Origin of the sequence: Duganella sp. 1411 (genome assembly GCF_017833525.1) — a bacterium.
Lineage (GTDB): Bacteria > Pseudomonadota > Gammaproteobacteria > Burkholderiales > Burkholderiaceae_D > Rugamonas.
The window spans coordinates 942,188-963,385 of record NZ_JAFICD010000002.1 but is presented as its reverse complement, the minus strand read 5'-3'; the positions used below and the strand labels follow the sequence as shown (position 1 = coordinate 963,385).

The window sequence follows — 21,198 nt, the reverse complement described above, 5'->3', positions numbered from 1 at the left end:
TCAGGCGCGTTTGCCGCTCAGGCTCACCGGCCCCAGCGGATATTTGACATCGTGCACGTCGACCCACTCGGTGAAGGCCGCGCGCGCGCCGGGAAAGCCGATGGCGACCCAGGCCTTCATATCCTTGTTGCCGCCGTACATGGGGTCGGCCAGGTAGCCGTTCTTGGTGTCGTCGAGCAGCTGGCCGAAGAATTGCGACGCCTTCAGCGACGGCTCGCCCAGGGCGGCGAAATCGGCGGTGTTCTTTTCCAGCGCGGCGAGGAGGGCGTCGCGCTCGGCCGGCGCCAGTTGCTCGAACGACTTCTTGTGGACTTGCTGGCTGTATTGCTCGGCCAACTTGATGCCGAGGCGATACATCTGTTGCGGCGTGTGGTCGTGCTGGAAGCCCAGCGTGGAGGCGGCATCGTTCTTGTGCGGCCCCTGCATGTAGACGTCGGCGCCGAGGCCGGCGTGCAATTGCTGGTCGATAAAGACGGGGACGTTGGTCTCGAGCGCGCCGGGGCCCTTGCCCTCGGCGGGGATCAGGCGGTCGCAGGCGGCCATGACGAAGCGCCACTCGGCGGCGGAAAAGAACAGCGGCTGGTAGCGCTGCAGCTCGACGCCCTCGAGGCCGGCGGCGCGGGCGCGGTACAGCGGGGCGGACACGAGCGGAACGGCGGCGGCGGTCGCCATCAGCAGCGTCCGGCGCGAGAGGTTGATTTTAGGTGTGGGCATGATGGGCTATCGATGGATGGCTGGGCTCGCTACTACAAGGATGGAACTTACTACATATTTGAATATGTCACATATGAAATTAAAAGTTTCGTGCGGCAACCACACTCCGGGGTCAGGTCTAACATTGCTACACGAGCTCAGCGCTAATGCGCTTTAAAGCTCAGTTCGTGTAGCAATGTTAGACTTGACCCCCTCTTTTAGTCGGTCACGAAGAGTTCGCGGTACGCGCCGGCGTCGAAGTAGATGATCTCGCAACTGGCTTCGCCAAAGCACAGGCCGATTGCTTCGTTGCTGATCATTACCGGCGCGCAGTGACCGCCGTCGTGGCAGACCGGCGCGTAGCTGCCCGGCTTGACCAGCGACAGGCGCGGCGCGTTGGGCCCCTTATCGGTGAACGTTTTGACCACCTTGGCCGGCTGGCTGCTTGAGGCGTCCGGGACCACCACCAGGCCGTATTGGTCGTCCTGGCCTTCGTGGCTTTGGTACATGAGCAGGGCGATATCGCGATTGCCCTGCTGTTGGAAGCTGCCCGGCAGCACAGGTAGCGACAGTGCTGTCCAGCCCTGCGGCAAGGCCCGCTCGTTCAACCCGCTGGTCGCCGCGGCCAGGTCGGCGGCGCGTTCGTCGCCCACTCGCCGCACGCCGCCGGTGCAGTGTTTCTCGGGACCATGGATGCCCTCGCGCTCGAAGCAGGCCGACCAAACTTCCTGATCCGATTGCGGCAGGTTCTGCACGATATAGTCGGACGATGGACCGCGCCAGCTGCAGCCATAGCGGTCGTTGTCGCGCGCGCAGCCGCCATCGAGCGTGCGCGTGGCCGATGGCGACGGAGCGGCGGGGTTGGTGTCGGCGTGGGCGTGGGCGGCCAACGCCAGCAGGCACGCCATCAACCCGCCGTGTAGTGGACGCGTGGCGGCGCCGTCGCGCAGTGTGTGGGACATCGCTATTTCCTCCAGTGATCATTGCATTTAATGCAAGCTGGAGGTCATGGTAGGTTTTTTTGATGCGAGTGCCAATATGGAAATCATTACGATTTGGTAATGAACGCTGTGGTTGTCAGTCGCCGCCACCGCCGCAGCCACCACCACCGCAACCGCCGCCGCAGCCACCATCGCCGCCGCCGTCGGCGCCACCATCGCCGCCGCCATCGGCGGAGCCGCCGTCGCCACCACCGTCGCCACCGCCCAAGTCGGCGCCGCAGTAGACGCCGCCGGCGGCGTAACCCGTGTCGTCCTTGCGCTTGAAACCGCTGCAATCGGGCACGTAGTTAAAACCGTTGGGGATGTCCAGTTTGCTGTCCAGGGCGAACAGCAAAGGCAGCCGGCTCGGCTTGTGCGGATTGATGTTTTCCTCGTGACAGGCAAAATACCAGGTGCGGCGGATGCCGGCGTTGCCCTGATTGCGCTTGCTAAGCACGACCGCCGGCGTGTGGTGCAGCGTGCGGCCGAAAGCGCGCCGGCAGAACTGTTCGTAGGCCCGGGTGTAGAGGATGAACTCGTGCCACAGATCGTCGGCGACCTGGGATGGCATCGAGACGAACTTGCCGCCGCTCTTCAAATGCGCCAGGAAGAATTGGCGCAGCCCTTGCGATACCAACTGGCAGTCCTTGAGCGTGAGCTGCGGGTGATGCACCCGCAGCGCTTCGAACAATCCCTTGGGCAGCAGGAAATCGCGGATGTAGGCTTCGCGTTTTGCACGACGCTGGCGCTGCCAGAGGACGCCGGAAAAAGTGGCCAGCGAGATACAGGCGATGGAGACGGCGACGCTCATGTTTCAGGCCCTGTGAACGAGATGCCCGATGATTGCATAAAAGATAATTCTTTGCAAGATTGTGGCCGCGCCAGTCCGCCCCTACGTGTCGCGCGCTCGGGCGTTCTCGAAGCGGGCCCTGGTGGTGTCCTCGTCGCGCTGCCCGAAGGCGTAGTTCGATTCGAGCCACATAACGTTGATGATGGCGGCGGCCAATGCCAGGCCGACGCCTAAAATCCAGGCGAAATACCACATGCTGATTCCTTTCAATATGCCGTGTGTTGATTCTCAAGAATGTGCGCCTCGGTGACCTTGCCGCGCACCACCCGGTACACCCAGCCGGTGTAGGCGACGACGATCGGCAGCATGACCACCACCACCCAGAACATCACGGCCAGGCTCTTGTGGCTGGCCACGGCGTCCCAGGCGGTCAGGCTGCTGCCCGGCGCCAGCGACGAGGGCATGATGAACGGGAACATCGCCGCGCCGGCCGTCAAGATGATGGACGCCACCGTCAGCCCGCTGGCCAGGAACGCCGCCAGCGCCATGCGCCGCGCCGTGAACACGATCACCAGCCCGGCGCCGACGAAGGCGGCCACCGGCAACGCTTGCATCAGCGGCCAGCGCGCGTAGTTGTCCAGCCAGGCGCCGGTGGCGGCCACCACCGTTTTGGCGTTGGGCATGAAGGCGCTGTTCGCCTCCGGCATGGCGGTGATGCGGAAGCCTTCGATGCCGAGCGCGATCCAGACGCCGGCGCCGGCGAACAACAGCGTCGTCAGCGCGGCCGCGCCGACCGCCACCCGGCGGGAGCGGGCGGCGATGACGCCCTCGGTCTTCTGGCCCAGATAGGTGGCGCCGTGCATCAGCAGCATCGTCACGCTCAGCGCGCCGGCCAGCACGCCGAAGGGATTGAGCAGCGCGAGGAAGTTGCCGCTGTAGGTCAGGCGCATGGTGTCGTCGTAGCGGAACGGCACGCCCTGCAGCAGGTTGCCGAAGGCGACGCCGAAGATCAGCGGTGGCACCAGGCCGCCGACGAACAGGCACCAGTCCCAAGTGCCGCGCCAGCGCGGATCGGCGATCTTGCTGCGGTAGTCGAAGCCGACCGGACGGAAGAACAGCGCGAACAGGCACAGCATCAGCGCGATGTAGAAGCCCGAGAAGGCCGCCGCGTACACCAGTGGCCAGGCCGCGAACAGGCAGCCGCCGGCGGCGATGAACCAGGTCTGGTTGCCTTCCCACGTGGCGCCGATGGTGTTGATGATGACGCGCCGTTCGGTGTCGTTCCTGCCGAGGAAGGGCAGCGACATGCCGACGCCGAAGTCGAAGCCGTCGGTCAGCGCGAAGCCGATCAGCAGCACGCCGACGAAGCACCACCAGATGATTTTATAAGTTTCGTAGTCGAATAGCATGGTTTTTCTCTTTGAAATTGCCGCGGGTGGATGGAGCCGGGGCCCAACCCGGTGAGGCGGGGTCGTACCCGGCGGCTACGACCCCCTATGCGCCGCCGTGCGGGTTCAAGCCATTGCCGCCTTGTGCTCCCAGTGGTATTTGCCGGTGTGCAGGCTGCTCGGCCCTTGCCGCGCGAACTTGACCATCAACGTCATTTCAACCACCAGCAGCAAGGTGTAGAAGCCGATGAAGCCGGCCAGGCTGAAGTACAGGCTGCCCGCCTGCAGGCTGGATGCCGACAAGTGCGTCGGCAGGATGCCGGCGATGGTCCATGGCTGGCGGCCGTATTCGGCCACCACCCAGCCCAGCTCGGCCGCGACCCACGGCAGCGGAATGGCCGCCACCGCCAGCTTGAGCAGCCAGCGCTGCGCGGCCAGGCGCTTGCGCACCAGGAAGTAGAACGAGGCGCTGAAGATGAACAGGAACATCAGCCCCAGCGCGACCATGATGCGGAACGACCAGAACATCGGCGCCACTTTCGGCACGGTGTCGTTGGCCGCCATCCTGATTTGCGCGTCGGAGGCGTCGACGACGTTGGGCGTGTACTTCTTCAGCAGCAGGCCGTGGCCGAGGTCGTCCCGCAATGCGGCGAAGGCGGCGCGCGCCGCGGGCGACTTGTCGCCCGACTTCAGGCGCTCGAGCGCGGCATAGGCGCGCATGCCGTTGCGGATGCGCGCTTCGTTGTTTTGCTTGAGCTCCTTGATGCCGAGCACTTGCTTGTCCACCGAGCGCGTGGCGATCAGGCCCAGCGCGTACGGTATCTTGACGGCATAGTCGGTGCGCTGGGTTTGCTCATTGGGCAGGCCGAACACGGTGATGCCGGCCGGCGCCGGCTGGGTCTCCCATTCGGCCTCGATGGCCGCCAGCTTGGCCTGGTTGACCTCGCCGACGGTGTAGCCCGATTCGTCGCCCAGCACGATCACCGACAAGGTCGACAGCAGGCCGAAGCCGGCCGCGATGGCGAACGAGCGCAGCGCGAAGTTGACGTCGCGCGCCTTGAGCAGGTAGAAGGCCGAGATGCCGAGCACGAACATCGAGGCCGTCACGTAGCCGGCGGCGACGGTGTGGACGAACTTGACCTGGGCCACCGGATTGAAGATCACTTCGGTGATGCTGACCAGCTCCATGCGCATGGTCTCGAAGTTGAACTCGGCGCCGACCGGGTGGTTCATCCAGCCGTTGGCGATCAGTATCCACAGCGCCGACAGGCTGGAGCCGAGCGCGACGAGGAAGGTCACGCCCAGGTGCTGCACGCGCGAGAGCTTGTTCCAGCCGAAGAAGAACAGGCCGACGAAGGTCGATTCGAGGAAGAAGGCCATCATGCCTTCGATCGCCAGCGGCGTGCCGAAGATGTCGCCGACGTAGTGGGAGTAGTAGGCCCAATTGGTGCCGAACTGGAATTCGAGGGTGATGCCGGTGGTGACGCCCATGGCGAAGTTGATGCCGAATAGCTTGCCCCAGAACTTGGTCATGTCCTGGTAGATCTCTTTGCCGGTCATGACGTAGACCGATTCCATGATGAAGAGTATCCAGGCCAGGCCCAAGGTGAGCGGTACGAACAGGAAGTGATACATCGCGGTCGCGGCGAATTGCAGGCGCGATAAACTGACGACATCGTCGAGCGGACTCATTTTCTACTTTCGTGGGATGTTGGAGGAGGGGATGCCGGCGCCAGCAGGTGGTGTTCGACCCTGGCGGTCGGCATGCGCATGTGTTTGGCCTGCGGCGCGGAAAAGAACGCGTACCACAGGCCGTAAAGGATCAGGGCCTTGACGATGAGCGCCAGCGTGATGGCCAGCGCCAGCGGCGTGCCGTAACGTTGGCGCAGGCTCATGGCCGGTCCTTGCCGGTGGCGTCGTCTTCCTGCTGCGTGGCGCCGGACTTGTCGTCCTCGCGGTGGCCGAAGCGGAAGGTGTCGCGCACCGATTCGCCGACGTCGATCAGTTTCTTGACCTTGGAACCCATCTTCATCAGCGAGGCCAGCGTTTCCGGCGACAGCCGCTGCACGTCGTCGAACCATGAGCTGGACAGCTCGATCAGGTCGTACATCTCGCGCATGCGCTGCTGGGCTGCGCGGTCGGCCTCGTTCGACGGGGTTTCCAGCAGCGCGTCGCGCAGCATCGACAAGGTCGGTTCGATTTCGCGGCGGCGGCGTTCCTCCAGCAGGGCTTTGAAGATGTCCCAGATATCCTTGGGCGGCTCGAAGTATTCGCGGCGGTCGTTCGGTTTGTGCAGCAGCTTGACCAGGCGCCACGATTGCAGCTCCTTCAGTCCCATCGACACGTTGGAGCGGGAGAACGACAGCGATTCGGCGATCTCGTCGGCGTTCAGCGGCCGGGCGCTGACGTACAGCAGGGCGTAGATCTGGCCGACGGTGCGGTTGATGCCCCAGCGGCTACCCATTTCGCCGAAGTGCATGATGAAACGCTGGGCCAGCGGGGTGAGCGGGGCGACGTCGACAGGCGTGGGGGACATGGATCTTTCCTTTGTTTTGAATTTTCAGTAATTCCTGAAATTATAAAAGAGTTTCCTGCAAGCCGCTGGCGCCGGCCTCGTTATATAATCAGGTATATTGCGATCGACCCGTAAGGTCGGTGCCAAACGGGGAATCACGTAAGGCGGATTAGTGCAGCGTAATCCGCCATTGCATGCGTCATCGGCGGCGCAGGCAATGGCGGATTACGGCGTTCCGCCTAATCCGCCCTACGTCATCACCATAAAGGAGAAGTATGCGGGCTTTGAAGATGATCATGACGACGGTCCTGGCAACCGTTGCCGCAACGGCGTCGGCCACCGACATCACGGTGTCGGCCGCCGCCAGCCTGACCAACGCCTTCAAGGAAATCGGCGCCGCCTACGAGAAGGAACACGCCGGTGACAAGGTATTGTTCAACTTCGCCGCCTCCGACCCGCTGGTGCAGCAGATCGCCAAAGGCGCTCCTGTCGACGTGTTCGCCTCCGCCGACCAGGACGCGATGGACAAGGCCGAGTCGCTCAAACTGCTGGCCGCCGGCAGCCGCCGCGACTTCGCCACCAACACCCTGGTGCTGATCGCCCCGGCCAACAGCACGCTGGCGCTCAAAAGCGTGGCCGACCTGCGGCAAGCGGCCGTCACCCGCGTCACGATGGGCAACCCGGCCAGCGTGCCGGTCGGGCGCTACGCCAGGCAAGCGCTGGAGCAGGCCAAGCTGTGGGCGGCGGTCGAGCCGAAAGCCATCTTCGGCACCTCGGTGCGCCAGAGCCTCGATTACGTCGCCCGTGGCGAGGTCGACGCCGGCTTCGTCTACGCCACCGACGCCATCGTCCAGAAGGACAAGGTGCGGGTGATCGCCACGGTACCGACCGCGACCCCGGTCAGCTATCCGATCGCCGCGATCGCCGCCGGCCCGCAGCCGGCGGCCGGCCGCAAGTTTGTCGACTACGTTCTGTCGCCGGCCGCGCAGGCGATACTGGCGCGGCATGGCTTCGGCCGTTCGTGACGCAGGAGCGCGCGGTTGGATAGTATTTTCTCGGAGCCGGCCTGGATCGCGCTGCGCCTGTCATTGAAGGTGGCGCTGTGGGCCACGCTGATCGATCTGGTGTTGGGCGTGGCGCTGGGCTATCTGCTGGCGCGCAAGCGTTTCCCCGGCCGCGAGCTGCTCGACGCGCTGCTGACCTTGCCGATGGTGATGCCGCCGACGGTGCTCGGTTACTACCTGCTGGTGGTGATCGGCCGCGAAGGCGTGATCGGCGCCTGGTTGCGCGACAGCTTCGGCATCAACCTGATCTTCACCTGGCAGGCGGCGGTGATCGCCGCGGCCGTGGTGGCGTTTCCGCTGGTGCTCAAGGGCGCGCGCGCGGCCTTCGAGTCGGTCGACCGGCAATTGGAACAGGCCGCGCAAGTGCTGGGCGTGCCGCCGTTCGGCGTGTTTCTGCGCGTGACGCTGCCGCTGGCGTGGCGCGGCGTGCTGGGCGGCACCTTGCTGGCGTTCGCGCGCTCGATGGGCGAGTTCGGCGCGACCTTGATGGTCGCCGGCAGCATTCCCGGCAAGACGCAGACGCTGTCGATCGCCGTCTACGAGGCGGTCCAGGCCGGACAGGACGACAGCGCCAATCTGCTGGTGGTCATCACGTCGGTGGTGTGCATCACCGTGCTGATCGTTGCCAACAAGCTGACGCCGAACCGCAATCCCTTGGGGTGACCATGCAAATCAAAGTCGACATCGGCAAGACCCTGCGCTCCGGCGCCCGCATCTTCGAGCTGAGCGCGCGCTTCGAATCGGCCAGCCAGCGCGTGGTGATCCACGGGCCGTCCGGCGCCGGCAAGAGCCAGCTGCTGAAGGCGCTGGCCGGCCTGGCGACGCCGGATCACGGCCGGATCGAGCTGGCGGGGCGCCGTCTGTTCGACAGCGGCGCCGGTATCGACGTGGCGCCGCAGCGGCGGCGGGTGGCCTACCTGTTCCAGGATTACGCCTTGTTCCCGCATTTGAATGTGCGGCAGAATATCGGTTTCGGCTTGCAGCGCGGCTGGCGCAATCCGTGGTCGCGCGTCGACGGCGAGGCCATCGCTTATTGGCTGCGGGCGTTTGAACTGGAGCACGTGGCGCACCAGCTGCCGCATGAGTTGTCCGGTGGCCAGCGCCAGCGCGTGGCGTTGGCGCGCGCGCTGGCGCCCCGGCCGGACGCGCTGTTGCTGGACGAGCCGTTCGCGGCGCTGGACCACGGCCTGCGCGAGCGCATGCGCGCCGAACTCGACGCGCTGCAGCGCAAGCTGGCGATACCGATGATTTTAATCACCCACGATCCGGAGGACGTCAGCGCGTTCGGCGACCACGTGCTGCGCATGGAGCAGGGCCGCATCGTCTACGCGGAGGAGCAATGATCATGAAACCGACCATGGCATTGCAAGGCAACGTCTGGATGACCGTCGACGGCCAGAAGCTGGGCGGCCAGGAACGGGTGGCCTTGCTGGCGGCGATCGCCGCGACCGGCTCGATCACCAGCGCGGCCAAGGCGGTGGGCATGAGCTACAAAGGCGCGTGGGACGCGATCGAGGCGATGAACAATCTGGCCGGCGAGCCGCTGCTGGAGCGGGCCGCCGGCGGCAAGGGTGGCGGGGGCACACGGTTGACGCCGCGCGGCGCGCAGTTGGTGGAAAACTTCCGTAAGATTGACGAAGAGCACCGCAAGTTTGTCGCGCATCTGAGCGGGCAGTCGTCCGCGCTGGCCGACGATTTTCTACTGATACAAAGGATGAAGATGAAAACCAGCGCGCGCAACCAGTTCAGCGGCAAGGTGGTGGACTTGAAGGAGGGCGCCGTCAACGACGAGATCACGCTGGAGATCGCCGGTGGCCAGCACATCGTGGCCACCATCACGCGGGACAGCAGCGACAGCCTCAGTCTGACCGTCGGTGCCGAAGCGTTTGCGTTGATCAAGGCCTCGTCGGTGATCGTGGTGGCGGAGATGGGGACGGCGCGCTTGTCGGCCCGCAATCAGCTGGCCGGCAAGGTCGCGCGCCTGGTGCCGGGCGCCGTCAATACGGAAGTGAGCATCGAATTGCGCGGCGGCGGTGTCATCGCCGCCATCGTCACCCGCGAGAGCGGCGAGGCGCTGGCGCTGGCGGTCGGCAGCGAGGTCATCGCCGTCTTCAAGGCGTCGAGCGTCATCATCGGCACGCCGGCGTAGGATGGATGGGCGGGCCAAACCCGCCCATCCATCGATCTTAGCTGCCCGGGCCCTTGCCCTGGCGGCTGCCGCCCTTGGCCGATTGTTCCGAGCTGCCGCTGCGGGCGCCGCCCGCCGCGGCGTTTTTTTCGGCATTGGCGCGGGCGGCGGACTGGCGGCTTTCGCCACCTTTACGGCCGATCTGCGCCATGTGCTCGCGGTCGCGGCTGACCGCCTCGCCGCCTTTTTGGCCGGCCTTGCGCGCCTCTTCCGAGTCGAATTCGTGTGCCGTTCCTTTTTGGTGGGCGGCTTGTCCGCCCTTGCTGGCGATGGCGCGCTGGGTGGCTTCATCCATCGCCGCAAAGCCACGCTTGGCGGTGCCTTTCGGTTTCGGCTGGTCGTTTCCTGGGTTATTGCTGTTACTTGCCATAACTTCCTCCTGGTGGGTACTGGTGGTTCCGTCGGGTTGGGGAGCTGCGACGCTAACCGCCGCTCTGTGTGGTTAGAGGTGCAAGGTTGACGGAAGTTCCACATGCGCCGGCTCGCGGGCCGGGCTGATTAGTGGCGCAATGGGCTCGCGGCGTGGTAGCGCGACAGGTTTTCGGTGGCGCGCGCCGTCTGTTCCGAGGCTTGGTTGACGAATTCCTCGGCCACGGCGCCGGCCGTGCGGCGTACCGCCGGCAGGTGGGTGGTCGCCGTTTGCGCCATGCTCGAACCGCTGCGGCCGAGCAGATCGGCCAGGCCGCGCTGGTACGTTTGCAGCGCGGCGGCGCCCGGCATCAGCTGTGCGCCGACGGCGCCGCCCAGTTGGCTGGCGTCCCTGGCGGCCATCACGCGCTGGCAGTTGGCGCCGAATTCGGCGATCAGGTCACGTCCCAGCTGCAGGTTCAACTCGCCGAGGCTTTGCAGCGTTTCGAGCGTGCGCTGCGCCATGTCGGTGTACAGCGTGAGCATGGTTTCCAGGTGCGATTTGACTGCGGGCGTGAAAAATTGCTGGGGAAATTGCGAAGGGAAAGGGGACAGCATGGTGAGCCTCGTCGTGTGCTTTGTTTAAAAAAAACGCCGGGTTCTCGGCCCGGCGGGGGTGGTCGGCACACGGATAGACACCATTCAGGCGGAAAGGTTCCAAAATCACACTAGTTTTACTCGATGAGCCCAGCCGTGCGACAATACCGGCCTTGTTATTGTTCCGTTGATATCGAAATCTACCGTGATGGCCATGACCAAACCCGTAAATCCCGAATACATCCTGACTATTTCTTGCCTCGATCAGCGCGGCATCGTGCATCGCGTCTCGGGTTTTCTGGCCGACCACGGCTGCAACATCATCGATTCGGCGCAGTTCGGCGACAGCGAATCGCGCCTGTTCTTCATGCGCGTGCACTTCGCGCTGGAGGACCGCGCCATCGACGACGAGTTGCTGCGCGCCGACTTCGGCCTGCTGGCGGCCGACATGCAATTGACCTGGGAAATGCGCGACGCCCACTACAAGCCGCGCGTGATGCTGATGGTGTCGAAGATCGGCCATTGCCTGAACGATCTGCTGTTCCGCTACAAGAGCGGCCTGCTGCCGGTGGAGATTCCGGCGATCGTGTCGAACCACATGGATTTCTACCAGCTGGCGGCGAGCTACAATATTCCGTTCCACCACCTGCCGCTGGCCACCGGCGCGCCGCAGGAGGCGAAGCTGGCGCAGGAAGCCAAGATCATCGAGCTGATGGCGACCCACCAGATCGACCTGGTGGTGCTGGCGCGCTACATGCAGATCCTGTCGCCTGGCCTGTGCACGGCGTTGAAGGGCAAGGCGATCAATATCCACCATTCCTTCCTGCCCAGCTTCAAGGGCGCCAAGCCGTATGCGCAGGCGCACCACCGCGGCGTCAAGCTGATCGGCGCGACCGCGCACTTCGTCACCGGCGATCTGGACGAGGGTCCGATCATCGAGCAGGACGTCGAGCGGGTCGACCACTCGATGGACGCCGAGACGCTGTCGGCGATCGGCCGCGACGTCGAGTGCGTGGTGCTGGCGCGCGCCGTGAAGTGGTTCGTCGAGCACCGCATTTTGCAGAACGGCGACAAGACTGTCGTCTTCAAATAATTTATCCGAGATTGACCGATGGCCCTCAAAGCAACAATTTATAAAGCCGACCTGCAGATCGCGGACATGGACCGCAATTTCTACGAGACCCAGTCGCTGACCCTGGCGCGGCATCCGTCCGAGACCGACGAGCGCATGATGGTGCGGCTGGTGGCCTTCGCGATCCACGCCAACGAGGCGCTGACCTTCACCAAGGGCTTGTTCGACGTCGAAGAGCCGGATATCTGGCAGAAGGACTTGACCGGCGCGATCCAGCTGTGGATCGAGGTCGGCCAGCCGGACGAGAAGGTGATCCTGAAGGCCAGCGGCCGTTCGGAGCACGTGTACGTGTACAGCTACGCGGCCACCAGCCATATCTGGTGGAAGGCGCTGGCCAACAAGGTCGAGCGCTGCAAGAACCTGACCGTGATCAATTTGAACGCCGACGCCACCGAGCAACTGGCGCGGATGGCGCAGCGCTCGATGCAGCTGCAATGCACGATCCAGGACGGCCAGATCTGGCTGACCGACGGCACCACCACCGTCGAAGTGGGCCGCGAGACCTTCAAGGGCGAGCGCTGATCCTGCCTACCTGACCACGGCGCCGCCCTTCATCACCCACCGCACGCGCTCGAGCACCGTCACGTCCTTGAGCGGATCGCCGTCGACGGCGATCATGTCGGCGAACTTGCCCGCCTCGATGGTGCCGATGCGGTCGCTCCAGCCCAGCAACTCGCTGGCGTTGACGGTGGCCGTGCGGATCGCCTGCGCCGGCGTCATGCCCAGCTTGACCAACACCGCGAACTCGCGCGCGTTCAACCCGTGCGGATAGACGGCGGCATCGGTGCCGAAGGCGATCGGCACGCCGGCCTTGATGGCGCGGCCGATGTTGATGCGCGCCTGCGGCAACACCACCTTGGCCTTTTCCAATAGCGGCTTGGGCAGCTTGATCGCCTCGGCGTTCTCGATCAGCCAGTCGCCCAGATACAGCGTGGGCACCAGCCAGGTCTTGTGTTCCTTCATCAGCTTGATGCCCTCGTCGTCGATGTAGGAGCCGTGCTCGATCGAATCGACGCCGGCCAGCACCGCCAGTTTGATGCCGTCGCCGCCGTGCGCGTGGGCGGCGGCCTTGCGTCCCAGGCGGTGGGCGTCGCCGATGATGGCCTTCAATTCCTCCAGCGTGTATTGCGACGTGCGCGGATCGTCGCCGAACGACAGCACGCCGCCGGTGGCGCAGATCTTGATGACGTCCGAGCCGTACTTGATGTTGCGGCGCGTGACCTTGAGCGCCTCCTCGACGCCGTCGGCCACGCCCAGGCCGGTGATGCCGTATTGCGGCGCGTGCATGGTGTCGTCGCAGTGGCCGCCGGTGATGCCCATCGCCGGGCCGGCGGCGGCGATGCGCGGGCCGGGCACGTCGCCGTCGTTGATGGCGTCGCGCAGGCCGATGTCGGTGTAGCCGTCGGCGCCGACGTCGCGCACGGCGGTGAAGCCGGCGTTGAGCGTGACGCGGGCGTTCTTGGCGCCGGTCAGGGTCGAGCGCGGGATCGATTTGGCGACGATGGCGTAGCCGGCGTCCTGCGGATCGCCGGTCAGGTGGGTGTGGGCGTCGATCAGGCCGGGCAGCAGCGTCTTGTCGCCCAGGTCGATGACGTTGGCGCCGGGCGGGATCGCCAGCCCGCTGCCGGCGGCCGTGATGCGCTCGCCGCTGACGAGGACCACGGCGTTGTCGATCAGCGCGCCGTTGCGCACGTCGACCATGTGCGCGGCCTTGACGGCGGTGATGGCGGGCGGGGCCGCGGGAGGGGCGGCGGGCGGTGTGGAGGAAACAGCGGCGGTGCTCAACAGCATGGCGGGCAGCGCCAGGGCGCGGCGGACAGATGAGACGATGACGTTCAAGTATTTCTCCCTGTGGTTGAGGTTTGTTTGACGAGCGCCAAACCGGGCTCGCCGACTAGCGTACTCGTCAACGATGTCAAACGCTACACTTTGTCGATGAAAAGTCGCGGCGACATGTTGTACAAACAGTTGTTCGGGCATCCGGAAATGGTGCGCGACTTGCTGGCGGCATTTTTATCGGCGGAATGGGCGCGCTCGCTGGACGTGGGCGCGTTCGAGCGGGTGAACGCCAGTTACGTCAACGATCGCGGCAAGGCGCGGCACGACGATGTGGTCTGGCGGGCGCGGATTGGGAGCGACTGGATCTACGTCTACATCCTGCTGGAGTTTCAGGCGCGGCCGGACGAGTGGATGGCCTTGCGCATGCAGGTCTATGTCGGATTGCTGTGCCAGGATCTGGTCGCGCGGCACTGTTTGACGCGCGGCGGCAAGCTGCCGCCGGTGCTGCCCATCGTGCTGTACCACGGCCGCGCGGCGTGGCGCGCCAGCACCGATCTGGCCAATCTGATGCTGGCGCCGCCGGAGGGAATGGAGCAATTCCAGCCGCAACAGAAATACATGCTGATCGACCAGCACCGGAACAAAATCGCGGATCACCGCTCTAATATCGTATCCATGTTGTTTGGTTTGCTGCGTTCAAGAAGTGCTCCGGAGATGCGCACGTTGTTGAGTTCGCTTTCCGAACGGATGAAAGCACCGGAAATGCAGTTGGTGCGTGGGAGTATCGAGCGCTGGGTGCGGTCTACTTTGCAGGATGAATTTCGCGGCTCTAGTATGTTTGCGCAGACGGAGGGACCGGCGATGTTGTTTAATCGAAGATTCAAGACATTCGAAGAACTTTTCGAGTATGAAGCGCTTCAACGGGGCTGCGCGAAGGGCTTGCGAATGGCGATTGAGGAAATGCTGCAAGCGTCCATGCCGGCTGGCGGCGCTCAACCCCCTCCCGAGGTGGCCGAGCGCTTGGCCGCCGCCGACGTGCCGCAGTTAAAACGATGGCTCAAGTCGCTGGCGCGGGGCTCGAGGCCCCGCTCGCTTTTCGCCTAGATAACGCTCAATTCGGCGCCGCGCCCAGCCGCTTGATGCTGCCCGAGCCACGGATGTTCTGGCTCAGTTTCGGATCGCCGTAGTAGCCGATGTCGCCGGAGCCGGCCACGCTCAGGTTCAGCGTTTTGCTCGCCCACACGGTCGCCTCGCCCGAGCCGCCGATGCTGACCACGGTGTCGCGCGTGGCCAGCCGGCCGGCGTGCACCTCGCCCGAGCCGCCTATCGATATCTGCAGGCGCTCGGCGTTGCCGCCGACGTTGAGGTTGCCGCTGCCGCCCAGCGACACCGCCAGCGACTCGGCGCGCAGCTCGCGCACGTTGAGCTCACCCGAGCCGCCGATGTCGAACTGCATGCGTTCGACGTCGAGCTTGTCGGCCGTGACCGCGCCCGAACCGGCCACCGACACCCGCTCCAGGGTGCGCGCCATCACCACGATTTTCATGTTGCGCGTCTCCAGCGACAGGTTTTTCTTGGCCGGACGGATCCGCAGCGTACCGTTTTCCACCACCGTCTCGACCAGCGCCTGCAGGTTGTCGTCGGTCTCGACGGTGACGCCCTCGGTGTTGCCCTGGCGGATCTCGACATGGCCGCTGACGCTGGTCGTGAACGCCGTGAAGTGGCCCACCTCGCGGCTCTGCTTGACGATCTTGCCGTTGCCCTGGACACGGTCGCCGCCGATCCAGCTCAGCGGCCCGGCCAGCGCCAGGTTGGCCGGCGCGGCGACCGCCAGCATGCCGGCGGCAAGGATCAGGACGCGCAGGGTATCGCGGACGGTGGTGGTGGTCATGCTGGTCTCCCGGTAAATAATCTTGAGCTTGAATACTACGCGGCCGACGGCGCCGGCGACACCGGGCTGCGACAGAATGCACGCTGGGCGTGCTGGAATGCGCTGCGCCGGGAATCAGCCGGGGCCAGCGGCGGCAACCGGCGGGCCGGCGTGCCGCATGAGGTATCATTCGGCCTATTCCGCAAAACCCCCGCAACACGATTGCAACACTATCTGGACTCACATGCTGATCATCACCATCAAACAGGGCAAGGAAAAGAGCTTGCTGGCCGGCGACCCCTGGATCTACCCCACCGCGATCGACAAGGTCGACGGCAAGCCGCAGGAAAAAATGAAGCCCGGCTCGACGGCCATCGTACAAAGCTCGGCGCGCCAGTTCATCGGCCGCGCCGCCTACAACTCCAAGTCGCAGATCCGCGCCCGCATGTGGAGCTACAAGGAGGACGAGCCGGTCGACCACGCGATGATGAAGCGCCGCGTCAAGGCCGCCGTCGCCAAGCGCGCCGCCGCCATCCGCGCCGCCGGCCCGAACGCGCTGGTGCCGGTGATCCTGGGCGAGGACGACGGCCTGTCCGGCCTGCTGGTGCACGGCTGGGGCGGCGTCGACGGCTATCTGATCTGCCAGTTCCAGTCCGGCGGCGTCGACGCCTGGAAGGTGCCGATCGTGCAAGCCCTGTTGGCCGAGACCGGCTGCCCGAACGTCTACGAGCGTTGTGACGACCTGATCCGTAAAGGCGAGGGCCTGCCGCTGTTCTCCGGCGCGCTGGCCGGCGAGGAGCCGCCCGAACACGTACTGGTGCTTGAGGGCAATCAGCGTTACAGTATGGACTTATGCACCGGCTTCAAATATCCGAAGCTGAAGAGCTAAACCATGCCATACGCCCGGAGAGCAGAGTACAGATGGAAAATTACTTGTCGTCGCAAATACGCACGCTGACCTATATCGAGAACGAAGACCATCCGGTCTTCGGCACCCTGGTACAACAGATCCTGCACCTGCTGAACTCCAAGCTCATCTTCAGCGACATCCTGATCCATCAAAACAGCCCGCTGCTGCTGCGCCAGCCCAAGGGCCTGGTGGCGGTGACCGATTCGCCGATCACGCGCGAGGAGCTGGAAGAGTTCTTCGAGGTCGTCGAGCCGAACTGGGCCGAGCGGATCCAGGACCGCGCCTTCGACCGCGCCGTCGATCTGCACACGGCGCGCATCCGCGCCAATTGCTTCACCTTCCAGGGCAAGAAGCGGCTCGGCTGCGTGATCCGCCGCTTCCCCAAGGAACCGATGCCGCTCAGCCAGCTCGGCCTGCGCCAGCACGAGCAGAATTTCGCCAAGCTGACCAGCGGCCTGGTGTTGATTATTGGCGACACTTGCCAGGGCAAGTCGACCACCATCGCCTCGATGCTCGACGAGATCAACAAGCACCGCTCCGGCCACATCATCACGATCGAAGATCCGGTCGAGACCTTGATTCCGCAGCGCCAGTGCGTCATCACGCAGCGCGAGGTGGGGTTTGACGGCGATGTCGAGAGTTTTTATCTCGGCGCACTGGACGCGCTGCGCGAACGGCCCGACGTCATCGTCATCGGCGAGATCCGCGACGCGCAGACGGCGCAGGAGGCGCTGGCGCTGGCCGAATCCGGACCGCTGGTGCTGGCGTCGCTGCACGCGCGCTCGACCGAGCTGGGCTTGCAGAAGATGGTGCGGTTGCTGGGCAACACCGAGCCGCAGTCGCAGGCGCTGGCGCATGCCTTGCGCGGCGTGTTGTGCCAGGCGCTGCTGCCGTCGGTGGAGGGGGAGCGCTACTACCTCGCCACCGAGTGCCTGACGTCCAATCCGGAGGTGGTCGACATGATCGCCGGCGGGCAGTTGTCGGCGCTGCGCGGCTGGATGGCCAGCAAAAGCAGCGAGGGCTGCCACACGATGAACGCCTCGCTGCGCGTGCTGCTGGCGGAGGGCAAGATCGGCGTCGATGACGCGCGCAACGCCACCACCGACCGCATCGGCTTCGCCGAGCATCATTAAACGTAATCCGCCATTGCGTGAGCCGTCGAAACGCATGCATGGCGGATTACGCTGCGCTAATCCGCCCTACGTGTCTCCGTGGTTATTTGGGATGGTCGGTCGATGCGGTCATCAATCCAGCGGAATCGCGCGGTAGCGGTTGACATCATTGCTGTCGACCGGCGGCGCGTTGTTGCCCCAGGCGCTGCGCAGGTAGGACACCACCTGCGCCACCTCCGTATCGTTGAGCACGTGACTGAACGGCGGCATGCTGTACGGACGCGGATTGCCCGCCGTGCCGGGCGCGAAACCGCCATTGAGCACGATGCGGATCGGATTGACCGCCTGCTCCATCGTCAGCGCGCGGTTGCCGGCCAGCGGCGGATAGCCCGGCGGCATGCCGGCCCCACCTGCGCCATGACAATCGACGCAGTGCTTCTCATACAGCTTGGCGCCCGCCGTCAGGAACGCGGTGGCCTGCGCGCCGCCGTCGCGCTCGAACTCCGGTTTGACGCCTTGCGCCGGCAACGCGCGCAGATACACCCCCATCGCGTTGATATCGCTGTCGTCCAGATATTGCAGGCTTTCCCTGACCACCTCCGCCATCGGCCCGAACACGGTCGCGCGCGGCGAGACGCCGGTCTTGAGCAGCGCCGTGATGTGCTCGGGCCGCCAGTCGCCCAGGCCGGCCTCGGCGTCGGCGTTGAGCGACGGCGCGTACCAGCCCAGCACCGGGATCAAGCCACCCGACAGGCTGTCGCCGCTCTTGCCGCTGACCGCGCCCAGGGTGTTGCGCTGGCTATGGCAGGCGCTGCAATGCCCAAGTCCCTGCACCAGGTACGCGCCCCGGTTCCAGTCCACCGACTGCCCCGTCTCCGGCCGGAACACCGCCGGCTTGAAGTACAGCGCGCGCCACGCCGCCAGCATGAACTGCTGGTCGTAGGGGAAGCGCAACTCATGCGGCTGGTTGGCCCGGCTGACGGCCGGCACCGTTTGAAAATAAGCGTGCAGCGCGTCCGAATCGTCGCGCGTGATGCGCGTGTAATTGGTGTACGGGAAGGCGGGGTACAGCAGGCGGCCATCCTTCGATTTGCCGTTATGCAGGGCCAGCCAGAAATCGTCGGCGCTCCAGCCGCCGATGCCGGTCGCCTTGTCGGACGTGATGTTGGGCGAGATCACGCTGCCGAACGGCGTTTTGAGCGCCCGCCCGCCGGCGTATTGCTGGCCGCCACGCGTGGTGTGGCAAGCCATGCAGTCGCCGGCTCTGGCCAGGTAAGCGCCACGGGCGATTTTTTCGGCCGGCGCCAGTTTGGCGGTGATGGTCGGCGGCGGACCGGGATCGTCGCCGGTGCGCGCCAGCATGGCGAGCACGCCGGCCACCACCAGGGCCAGCGCGCCGGCCAGTGCGAGGGTGATTTTTTTCATGATGTCGTCCCCCGGCTCATTTGGCGTCGGCCGGCACGCTGCCGCAACGCAGCGGCAACGGCATGGCGATACTGGCGGCGGGCCGCGCGGCGGCGTCCGGCGGCTGTCTGCTGAGCCAGGCGGAGACGGCGGCCACGTCGGCCTCGTTCAGCTTGGCGGCGATCTCGGCCATGCAGTCGGGCGCGGCGGCGTGGCGCACGCCGTTTTTCCACGCGCCGAACTGGGCGTTGATGTAGTCGCTGGGCAGGCCGACCAGTCCGGGGATGGCTGGTTCGACGCCGTACAGCGCGCCGCCGTGGCAGCTGACGCAGGCGGGGATTTTGCGGGCCGGATCGCCTTGCCGCACCAGCGCCTCGCCGCGCGCGAGGGCGGCGGCGCCGGCGTTGGCGCCGCTGCCGGCCTGGGCGGGCGGGTAGGGCGGATGCTGGGCGGCGAAATAGTCGGCGATCTCGCGCAGGTAGGCGTCGGGCAGATGGTCGACCATATAGGTCATCATCGGATAGTTGCGGCGGCCCTCGCGGAAGTTGATCAGCTGGTTGTACAGATAGCCGGCCGGTTTGCCGGAGATGCGCGGGAAGAAGGCGTCGCCGCGCTCCTTGGCGGCATGGCAGGAAATGCAGGCGGCGACGCGCTGCGCCAAAGTGTCCGGCGGTGTGGCGGCCGCAGCGGGCAGGCTCAACGCCAGCAGCGCGCCCAATCGTGTGATGGCAGAAGTCAGCATCCAGTCCCTCGTCCTAGTCCTTGGTTTGGCCGCGGATGGCACTTGTCGGATTACGCTGCGCTAATCCGACCTACGTGTTTAACGGGCACATTCAATATGTGGGTCGTTGACCAAGTCCGCGTTCCACGTGTACCTACCGATGCCTGCGTTCCACGTAGGGCGGATTAGCGCAGCGTAATCCGCCGCCGAGCCGCCCGGGAATCCAAAGCATACCCTTGTGTTGCCAAAAAGAACAGTGGACAGAACGTCTAAGCGTCCGCTTGCGGCGGTTTCGGCGCGCGCGGCAGCTTGACCGGCCGCATCGGCGGCAGCTTGCCGCCGTTGGCGATCCAATGCCGATACACGCGCAGCGCCACCTGGGCGTCGTCGGCCGCGTACAGGATCTGCTTGTCGTTCAGGCGCGGCAGCGCCCAGTTGGTCGTGGAGATCTTCTTCGACTTTTGCAGCTTTTGGCTGAAGAACTTGGCCACCGCCGTCTTGGCGCCGAGGTCGTTGCGCTGGCCCGGCGTGCGCAGCGCCACCGACAGGTCGACCACGCCGGCGGCGCGGATCGCCAGCTTGGCGTGCAGCCGCTTGACGTCGTCGGACAGGCCGAAGCCGACCTTCAGCGGCGCCGGCGCCTCGAGCACGGCCTGCAACACCTCGAGCGTATGCGCCGCGGTGGTGCCGCCGATCTGGAACAGATAGGCCTTGTCGTCGGTGGAGAATTGAATCAGATGGGGGCCGGTCGAAGCCTCGCCCTTGATGAAGGTCGGCTTCGATTCGGTGTCGAAGCCGATGGCGTCGCTGGCCAGCAGGGCGTCGCGCGCGGCCAACGCCTGCTCGGCCGTCGTCACCAGTTGCACATCGGCGATGCGGATGCCGACGTAGGGCGGAAGCTCGGCCTCCGCCGCCGGTGACTGCCGTTCGCGATCCAACTTAACCCTTGCGCGAGAATTTCGCGGTCAGCTGGTTCAGTTTGTCGGCGCGCACGCGGGCCGCTTCCTCGGCGGCCGCGGCCTCGCGCTCGGCCTTCTTGCGTTCGGCTTCTTTCTTGAAGCGCTCCTGCAGCACCTGGGTCGCGTGGGCGCGGTGGGTGTCGGTCACCTCGGCGCCGGGCGTGCCGTCGAGGTCGTGGCGCACCTTGGCTTTTTCCATGACCTTCAGGTAACGCAGCGAGCCGGTGTGGATGCCGAGCGCCGAGCGCATGGTCTTGCGGTCCAGTTCGGGCATGATCGCCAGGATCTGCTTGTCGATACCGATCGACAGCGGCAGAAAATCGCGGAACGCCGGGAATTGGGTTTGCAGCTGTTTCAACAGGGTGCGCGGGGTCAGGGCCGCGGTGGCCGGAGCGGATGCGGCCGGCTCGGTCGCCAGAGGCTGAGGGGTAAGGCTAGTGTTCATCGACTTCGTAGGTTAAGCAAGAGGCGCCAGCATATCATGCGCCCCCCGGGATTGCAGTGCCTTTTAGGCTACCGTGCCGGTTTGCTCACACTGCGGCCAATGAGAGATGGACGACAGGTGCGGCGGCGGCCTAAAACGTGTATAATGCTTGACGCACCATTGCAGGGCGGTGCGTTTCAGTTGGTACAGGATGCGATTGGTCTGACAGGGGCGTGTGCCTTTGTTATATGGTTTCTGGATATCGGATATGGGATTTATTCATTATCCTGATGTCCCGCTATACGGCATACTTTGCCCTCTCCT

25 protein-coding genes are annotated in these 21,198 nt (G+C 65.1%); 9 read left to right on the top strand and 16 right to left on the bottom strand.

Annotated features, from left to right (window positions below; genetic code table 11):
* The 8 genes from JOD97_RS15870 to JOD97_RS15835 form a co-directional block, all read right to left on the bottom strand.
* Positions 1-714, bottom strand: coding sequence for a gluconate 2-dehydrogenase subunit 3 family protein (locus JOD97_RS15870; protein WP_209719572.1), 714 nt, complete (start codon positions 712-714; stop codon positions 1-3).
* A 197-nt stretch (positions 715-911) separates the two neighbouring features.
* On the bottom strand, positions 912-1,655 hold the full coding sequence (locus JOD97_RS15865) for a hypothetical protein (RefSeq protein WP_209719569.1): 744 nt from the start codon (positions 1,653-1,655) through the stop codon (positions 912-914).
* A 115-nt stretch (positions 1,656-1,770) separates the two neighbouring features.
* Positions 1,771-2,484 (bottom strand): hypothetical protein, encoded by a 714-nt coding sequence (locus tag JOD97_RS15860; RefSeq protein ID WP_209719566.1) that lies wholly within the window; start codon positions 2,482-2,484, stop codon positions 1,771-1,773.
* Positions 2,485-2,565: 81 nt separating this feature from the next.
* Positions 2,566-2,718 (bottom strand): cytochrome bd-I oxidase subunit CydX, encoded by a 153-nt coding sequence (cydX, locus tag JOD97_RS15855; protein ID WP_209719563.1) that lies wholly within the window; start codon positions 2,716-2,718, stop codon positions 2,566-2,568.
* Positions 2,719-2,729: 11 nt separating this feature from the next.
* On the bottom strand, positions 2,730-3,872 hold the full coding sequence (gene cydB, locus JOD97_RS15850; RefSeq protein ID WP_209719560.1) for a cytochrome d ubiquinol oxidase subunit II: 1,143 nt from the start codon (positions 3,870-3,872) through the stop codon (positions 2,730-2,732).
* Between the two features lie 105 nt (positions 3,873-3,977).
* Positions 3,978-5,543, bottom strand: a complete 1,566-nt coding sequence (locus tag JOD97_RS15845) for a cytochrome ubiquinol oxidase subunit I (protein WP_209719557.1) — start codon at positions 5,541-5,543, stop codon at positions 3,978-3,980.
* On the bottom strand, positions 5,540-5,746 hold the full coding sequence (cydP, locus tag JOD97_RS15840; RefSeq protein ID WP_209719553.1) for a cytochrome oxidase putative small subunit CydP: 207 nt from the start codon (positions 5,744-5,746) through the stop codon (positions 5,540-5,542). Before cydP ends, JOD97_RS15845 begins: the two co-directional genes overlap by 4 nt.
* Positions 5,743-6,387, bottom strand: coding sequence for a GbsR/MarR family transcriptional regulator (locus JOD97_RS15835; RefSeq protein ID WP_209719551.1), 645 nt, complete (start codon positions 6,385-6,387; stop codon positions 5,743-5,745). The genes cydP and JOD97_RS15835 overlap by 4 nt, the downstream gene beginning before the upstream one ends.
* 275 nt (positions 6,388-6,662) lie before the next feature.
* Between JOD97_RS15835 and modA the strand changes: the two genes are divergently transcribed.
* The 4 genes from modA to JOD97_RS15815 are packed head-to-tail and all read left to right on the top strand — an operon-like array spanning position 6,663 to position 9,579.
* Positions 6,663-7,391: a molybdate ABC transporter substrate-binding protein gene (modA, locus tag JOD97_RS15830; protein ID WP_229264470.1), complete on the top strand. Its 729-nt coding sequence runs from the start codon at positions 6,663-6,665 to the stop codon at positions 7,389-7,391.
* A 15-nt stretch (positions 7,392-7,406) separates the two neighbouring features.
* Positions 7,407-8,093 carry a molybdate ABC transporter permease subunit gene (gene modB / locus JOD97_RS15825; RefSeq protein WP_209719544.1) on the top strand — a complete coding sequence of 229 codons (687 nt, stop codon included), beginning with the start codon at positions 7,407-7,409 and terminating at the stop codon, positions 8,091-8,093.
* Between the two features lie 2 nt (positions 8,094-8,095).
* Positions 8,096-8,773, top strand: coding sequence for an ABC transporter ATP-binding protein (locus JOD97_RS15820; protein WP_209719541.1), 678 nt, complete (start codon positions 8,096-8,098; stop codon positions 8,771-8,773).
* 2 nt (positions 8,774-8,775) lie between these two features.
* Positions 8,776-9,579, top strand: a complete 804-nt coding sequence (locus JOD97_RS15815) for a TOBE domain-containing protein (RefSeq protein ID WP_209719538.1) — start codon at positions 8,776-8,778, stop codon at positions 9,577-9,579.
* A gap of 37 nt (positions 9,580-9,616) precedes the next feature.
* Here JOD97_RS15815 and JOD97_RS15810 read toward each other — a convergent pair whose 3' ends face one another.
* Together JOD97_RS15810 and JOD97_RS15805 are read right to left on the bottom strand one after the other, a co-directional pair.
* Positions 9,617-9,988 (bottom strand): KGG domain-containing protein, encoded by a 372-nt coding sequence (locus tag JOD97_RS15810; protein ID WP_209719535.1) that lies wholly within the window; start codon positions 9,986-9,988, stop codon positions 9,617-9,619.
* Between the two features lie 128 nt (positions 9,989-10,116).
* Complete coding sequence (locus JOD97_RS15805; RefSeq protein ID WP_209719532.1) at positions 10,117-10,584, bottom strand: phasin family protein; 468 nt, start codon at positions 10,582-10,584, stop codon at positions 10,117-10,119.
* A gap of 193 nt (positions 10,585-10,777) precedes the next feature.
* On the opposite strand from JOD97_RS15805, the gene purU reads away from it, so the two are divergent.
* On the top strand, positions 10,778-11,656 hold the full coding sequence (gene purU / locus JOD97_RS15800; protein WP_209719529.1) for a formyltetrahydrofolate deformylase: 879 nt from the start codon (positions 10,778-10,780) through the stop codon (positions 11,654-11,656).
* An 18-nt stretch (positions 11,657-11,674) separates the two neighbouring features.
* Complete coding sequence (locus JOD97_RS15795) at positions 11,675-12,217, top strand: YaeQ family protein (protein ID WP_209719527.1); 543 nt, start codon at positions 11,675-11,677, stop codon at positions 12,215-12,217.
* Between the two features lie 6 nt (positions 12,218-12,223).
* Here JOD97_RS15795 and JOD97_RS15790 read toward each other — a convergent pair whose 3' ends face one another.
* The gene (locus tag JOD97_RS15790) at positions 12,224-13,534 is read right to left on the bottom strand and encodes an amidohydrolase family protein (protein ID WP_209719523.1); all 1,311 of its coding nucleotides are present in this window, start codon (positions 13,532-13,534) and stop codon (positions 12,224-12,226) included.
* 27 nt (positions 13,535-13,561) lie between these two features.
* Between JOD97_RS15790 and JOD97_RS15785 the strand changes: the two genes are divergently transcribed.
* Positions 13,562-14,578 carry an Rpn family recombination-promoting nuclease/putative transposase gene (locus JOD97_RS15785; protein WP_229264469.1) on the top strand — a complete coding sequence of 339 codons (1,017 nt, stop codon included), beginning with the start codon at positions 13,562-13,564 and terminating at the stop codon, positions 14,576-14,578.
* 7 nt (positions 14,579-14,585) lie between these two features.
* On the opposite strand, the gene JOD97_RS15780 is transcribed toward JOD97_RS15785, so the two are convergent.
* Positions 14,586-15,365, bottom strand: coding sequence for a head GIN domain-containing protein (locus JOD97_RS15780; RefSeq protein WP_209719519.1), 780 nt, complete (start codon positions 15,363-15,365; stop codon positions 14,586-14,588).
* Positions 15,366-15,588: 223 nt separating this feature from the next.
* On the opposite strand from JOD97_RS15780, the gene JOD97_RS15775 reads away from it, so the two are divergent.
* Entirely contained in the window at positions 15,589-16,233 is a 645-nt protein-coding gene (locus tag JOD97_RS15775; protein WP_090320486.1) for an SAM-dependent methyltransferase, read from the top strand.
* Positions 16,234-16,265: 32 nt separating this feature from the next.
* Positions 16,266-17,387: a type IV pilus twitching motility protein PilT gene (locus JOD97_RS15770; RefSeq protein ID WP_209719515.1), complete on the top strand. Its 1,122-nt coding sequence runs from the start codon at positions 16,266-16,268 to the stop codon at positions 17,385-17,387.
* Between the two features lie 111 nt (positions 17,388-17,498).
* On the opposite strand, the gene JOD97_RS15765 is transcribed toward JOD97_RS15770, so the two are convergent.
* From JOD97_RS15765 to JOD97_RS15750, 4 genes are all read right to left on the bottom strand, one after another.
* Positions 17,499-18,791, bottom strand: coding sequence for a cytochrome c (locus JOD97_RS15765; RefSeq protein WP_209719511.1), 1,293 nt, complete (start codon positions 18,789-18,791; stop codon positions 17,499-17,501).
* A gap of 16 nt (positions 18,792-18,807) precedes the next feature.
* Positions 18,808-19,512 carry a cytochrome c4 gene (locus JOD97_RS15760; protein WP_209719508.1) on the bottom strand — a complete coding sequence of 235 codons (705 nt, stop codon included), beginning with the start codon at positions 19,510-19,512 and terminating at the stop codon, positions 18,808-18,810.
* A 248-nt stretch (positions 19,513-19,760) separates the two neighbouring features.
* The gene (locus JOD97_RS15755; protein WP_209719505.1) at positions 19,761-20,429 is read right to left on the bottom strand and encodes a 3'-5' exonuclease; all 669 of its coding nucleotides are present in this window, start codon (positions 20,427-20,429) and stop codon (positions 19,761-19,763) included.
* 1 nt (position 20,430) lies between these two features.
* On the bottom strand, positions 20,431-20,895 hold the full coding sequence (locus JOD97_RS15750; protein ID WP_209719502.1) for a ProQ/FINO family protein: 465 nt from the start codon (positions 20,893-20,895) through the stop codon (positions 20,431-20,433).
* Between the last annotated feature and the right edge of the window lie 303 nt (positions 20,896-21,198).

Coding starts and splice junctions, on each gene's coding strand:
- JOD97_RS15870 (WP_209719572.1), bottom strand. CDS start 714: ATGCCCACACCTAAAATCAACCTCTCGCGCCGGACGCTGCTGATGGCG.
- JOD97_RS15865 (WP_209719569.1), bottom strand. CDS start 1,655: ATGTCCCACACACTGCGCGACGGCGCCGCCACGCGTCCACTACACGGC.
- JOD97_RS15860 (WP_209719566.1), bottom strand. CDS start 2,484: ATGAGCGTCGCCGTCTCCATCGCCTGTATCTCGCTGGCCACTTTTTCC.
- cydX (WP_209719563.1), bottom strand. CDS start 2,718: ATGTGGTATTTCGCCTGGATTTTAGGCGTCGGCCTGGCATTGGCCGCC.
- cydB (WP_209719560.1), bottom strand. CDS start 3,872: ATGCTATTCGACTACGAAACTTATAAAATCATCTGGTGGTGCTTCGTC.
- JOD97_RS15845 (WP_209719557.1), bottom strand. CDS start 5,543: ATGAGTCCGCTCGACGATGTCGTCAGTTTATCGCGCCTGCAATTCGCC.
- cydP (WP_209719553.1), bottom strand. CDS start 5,746: ATGAGCCTGCGCCAACGTTACGGCACGCCGCTGGCGCTGGCCATCACG.
- JOD97_RS15835 (WP_209719551.1), bottom strand. CDS start 6,387: ATGTCCCCCACGCCTGTCGACGTCGCCCCGCTCACCCCGCTGGCCCAG.
- modA (WP_229264470.1), top strand. CDS start 6,663: ATGACGACGGTCCTGGCAACCGTTGCCGCAACGGCGTCGGCCACCGAC.
- JOD97_RS15820 (WP_209719541.1), top strand. CDS start 8,096: ATGCAAATCAAAGTCGACATCGGCAAGACCCTGCGCTCCGGCGCCCGC.
- JOD97_RS15815 (WP_209719538.1), top strand. CDS start 8,776: ATGAAACCGACCATGGCATTGCAAGGCAACGTCTGGATGACCGTCGAC.
- JOD97_RS15810 (WP_209719535.1), bottom strand. CDS start 9,988: ATGGCAAGTAACAGCAATAACCCAGGAAACGACCAGCCGAAACCGAAA.
- JOD97_RS15805 (WP_209719532.1), bottom strand. CDS start 10,584: ATGCTGTCCCCTTTCCCTTCGCAATTTCCCCAGCAATTTTTCACGCCC.
- purU (WP_209719529.1), top strand. CDS start 10,778: ATGACCAAACCCGTAAATCCCGAATACATCCTGACTATTTCTTGCCTC.
- JOD97_RS15795 (WP_209719527.1), top strand. CDS start 11,675: ATGGCCCTCAAAGCAACAATTTATAAAGCCGACCTGCAGATCGCGGAC.
- JOD97_RS15780 (WP_209719519.1), bottom strand. CDS start 15,365: ATGACCACCACCACCGTCCGCGATACCCTGCGCGTCCTGATCCTTGCC.
- JOD97_RS15775 (WP_090320486.1), top strand. CDS start 15,589: ATGCTGATCATCACCATCAAACAGGGCAAGGAAAAGAGCTTGCTGGCC.
- JOD97_RS15770 (WP_209719515.1), top strand. CDS start 16,266: ATGGAAAATTACTTGTCGTCGCAAATACGCACGCTGACCTATATCGAG.
- JOD97_RS15765 (WP_209719511.1), bottom strand. CDS start 18,791: ATGAAAAAAATCACCCTCGCACTGGCCGGCGCGCTGGCCCTGGTGGTG.
- JOD97_RS15760 (WP_209719508.1), bottom strand. CDS start 19,512: ATGCTGACTTCTGCCATCACACGATTGGGCGCGCTGCTGGCGTTGAGC.
- JOD97_RS15750 (WP_209719502.1), bottom strand. CDS start 20,895: ATGAACACTAGCCTTACCCCTCAGCCTCTGGCGACCGAGCCGGCCGCA.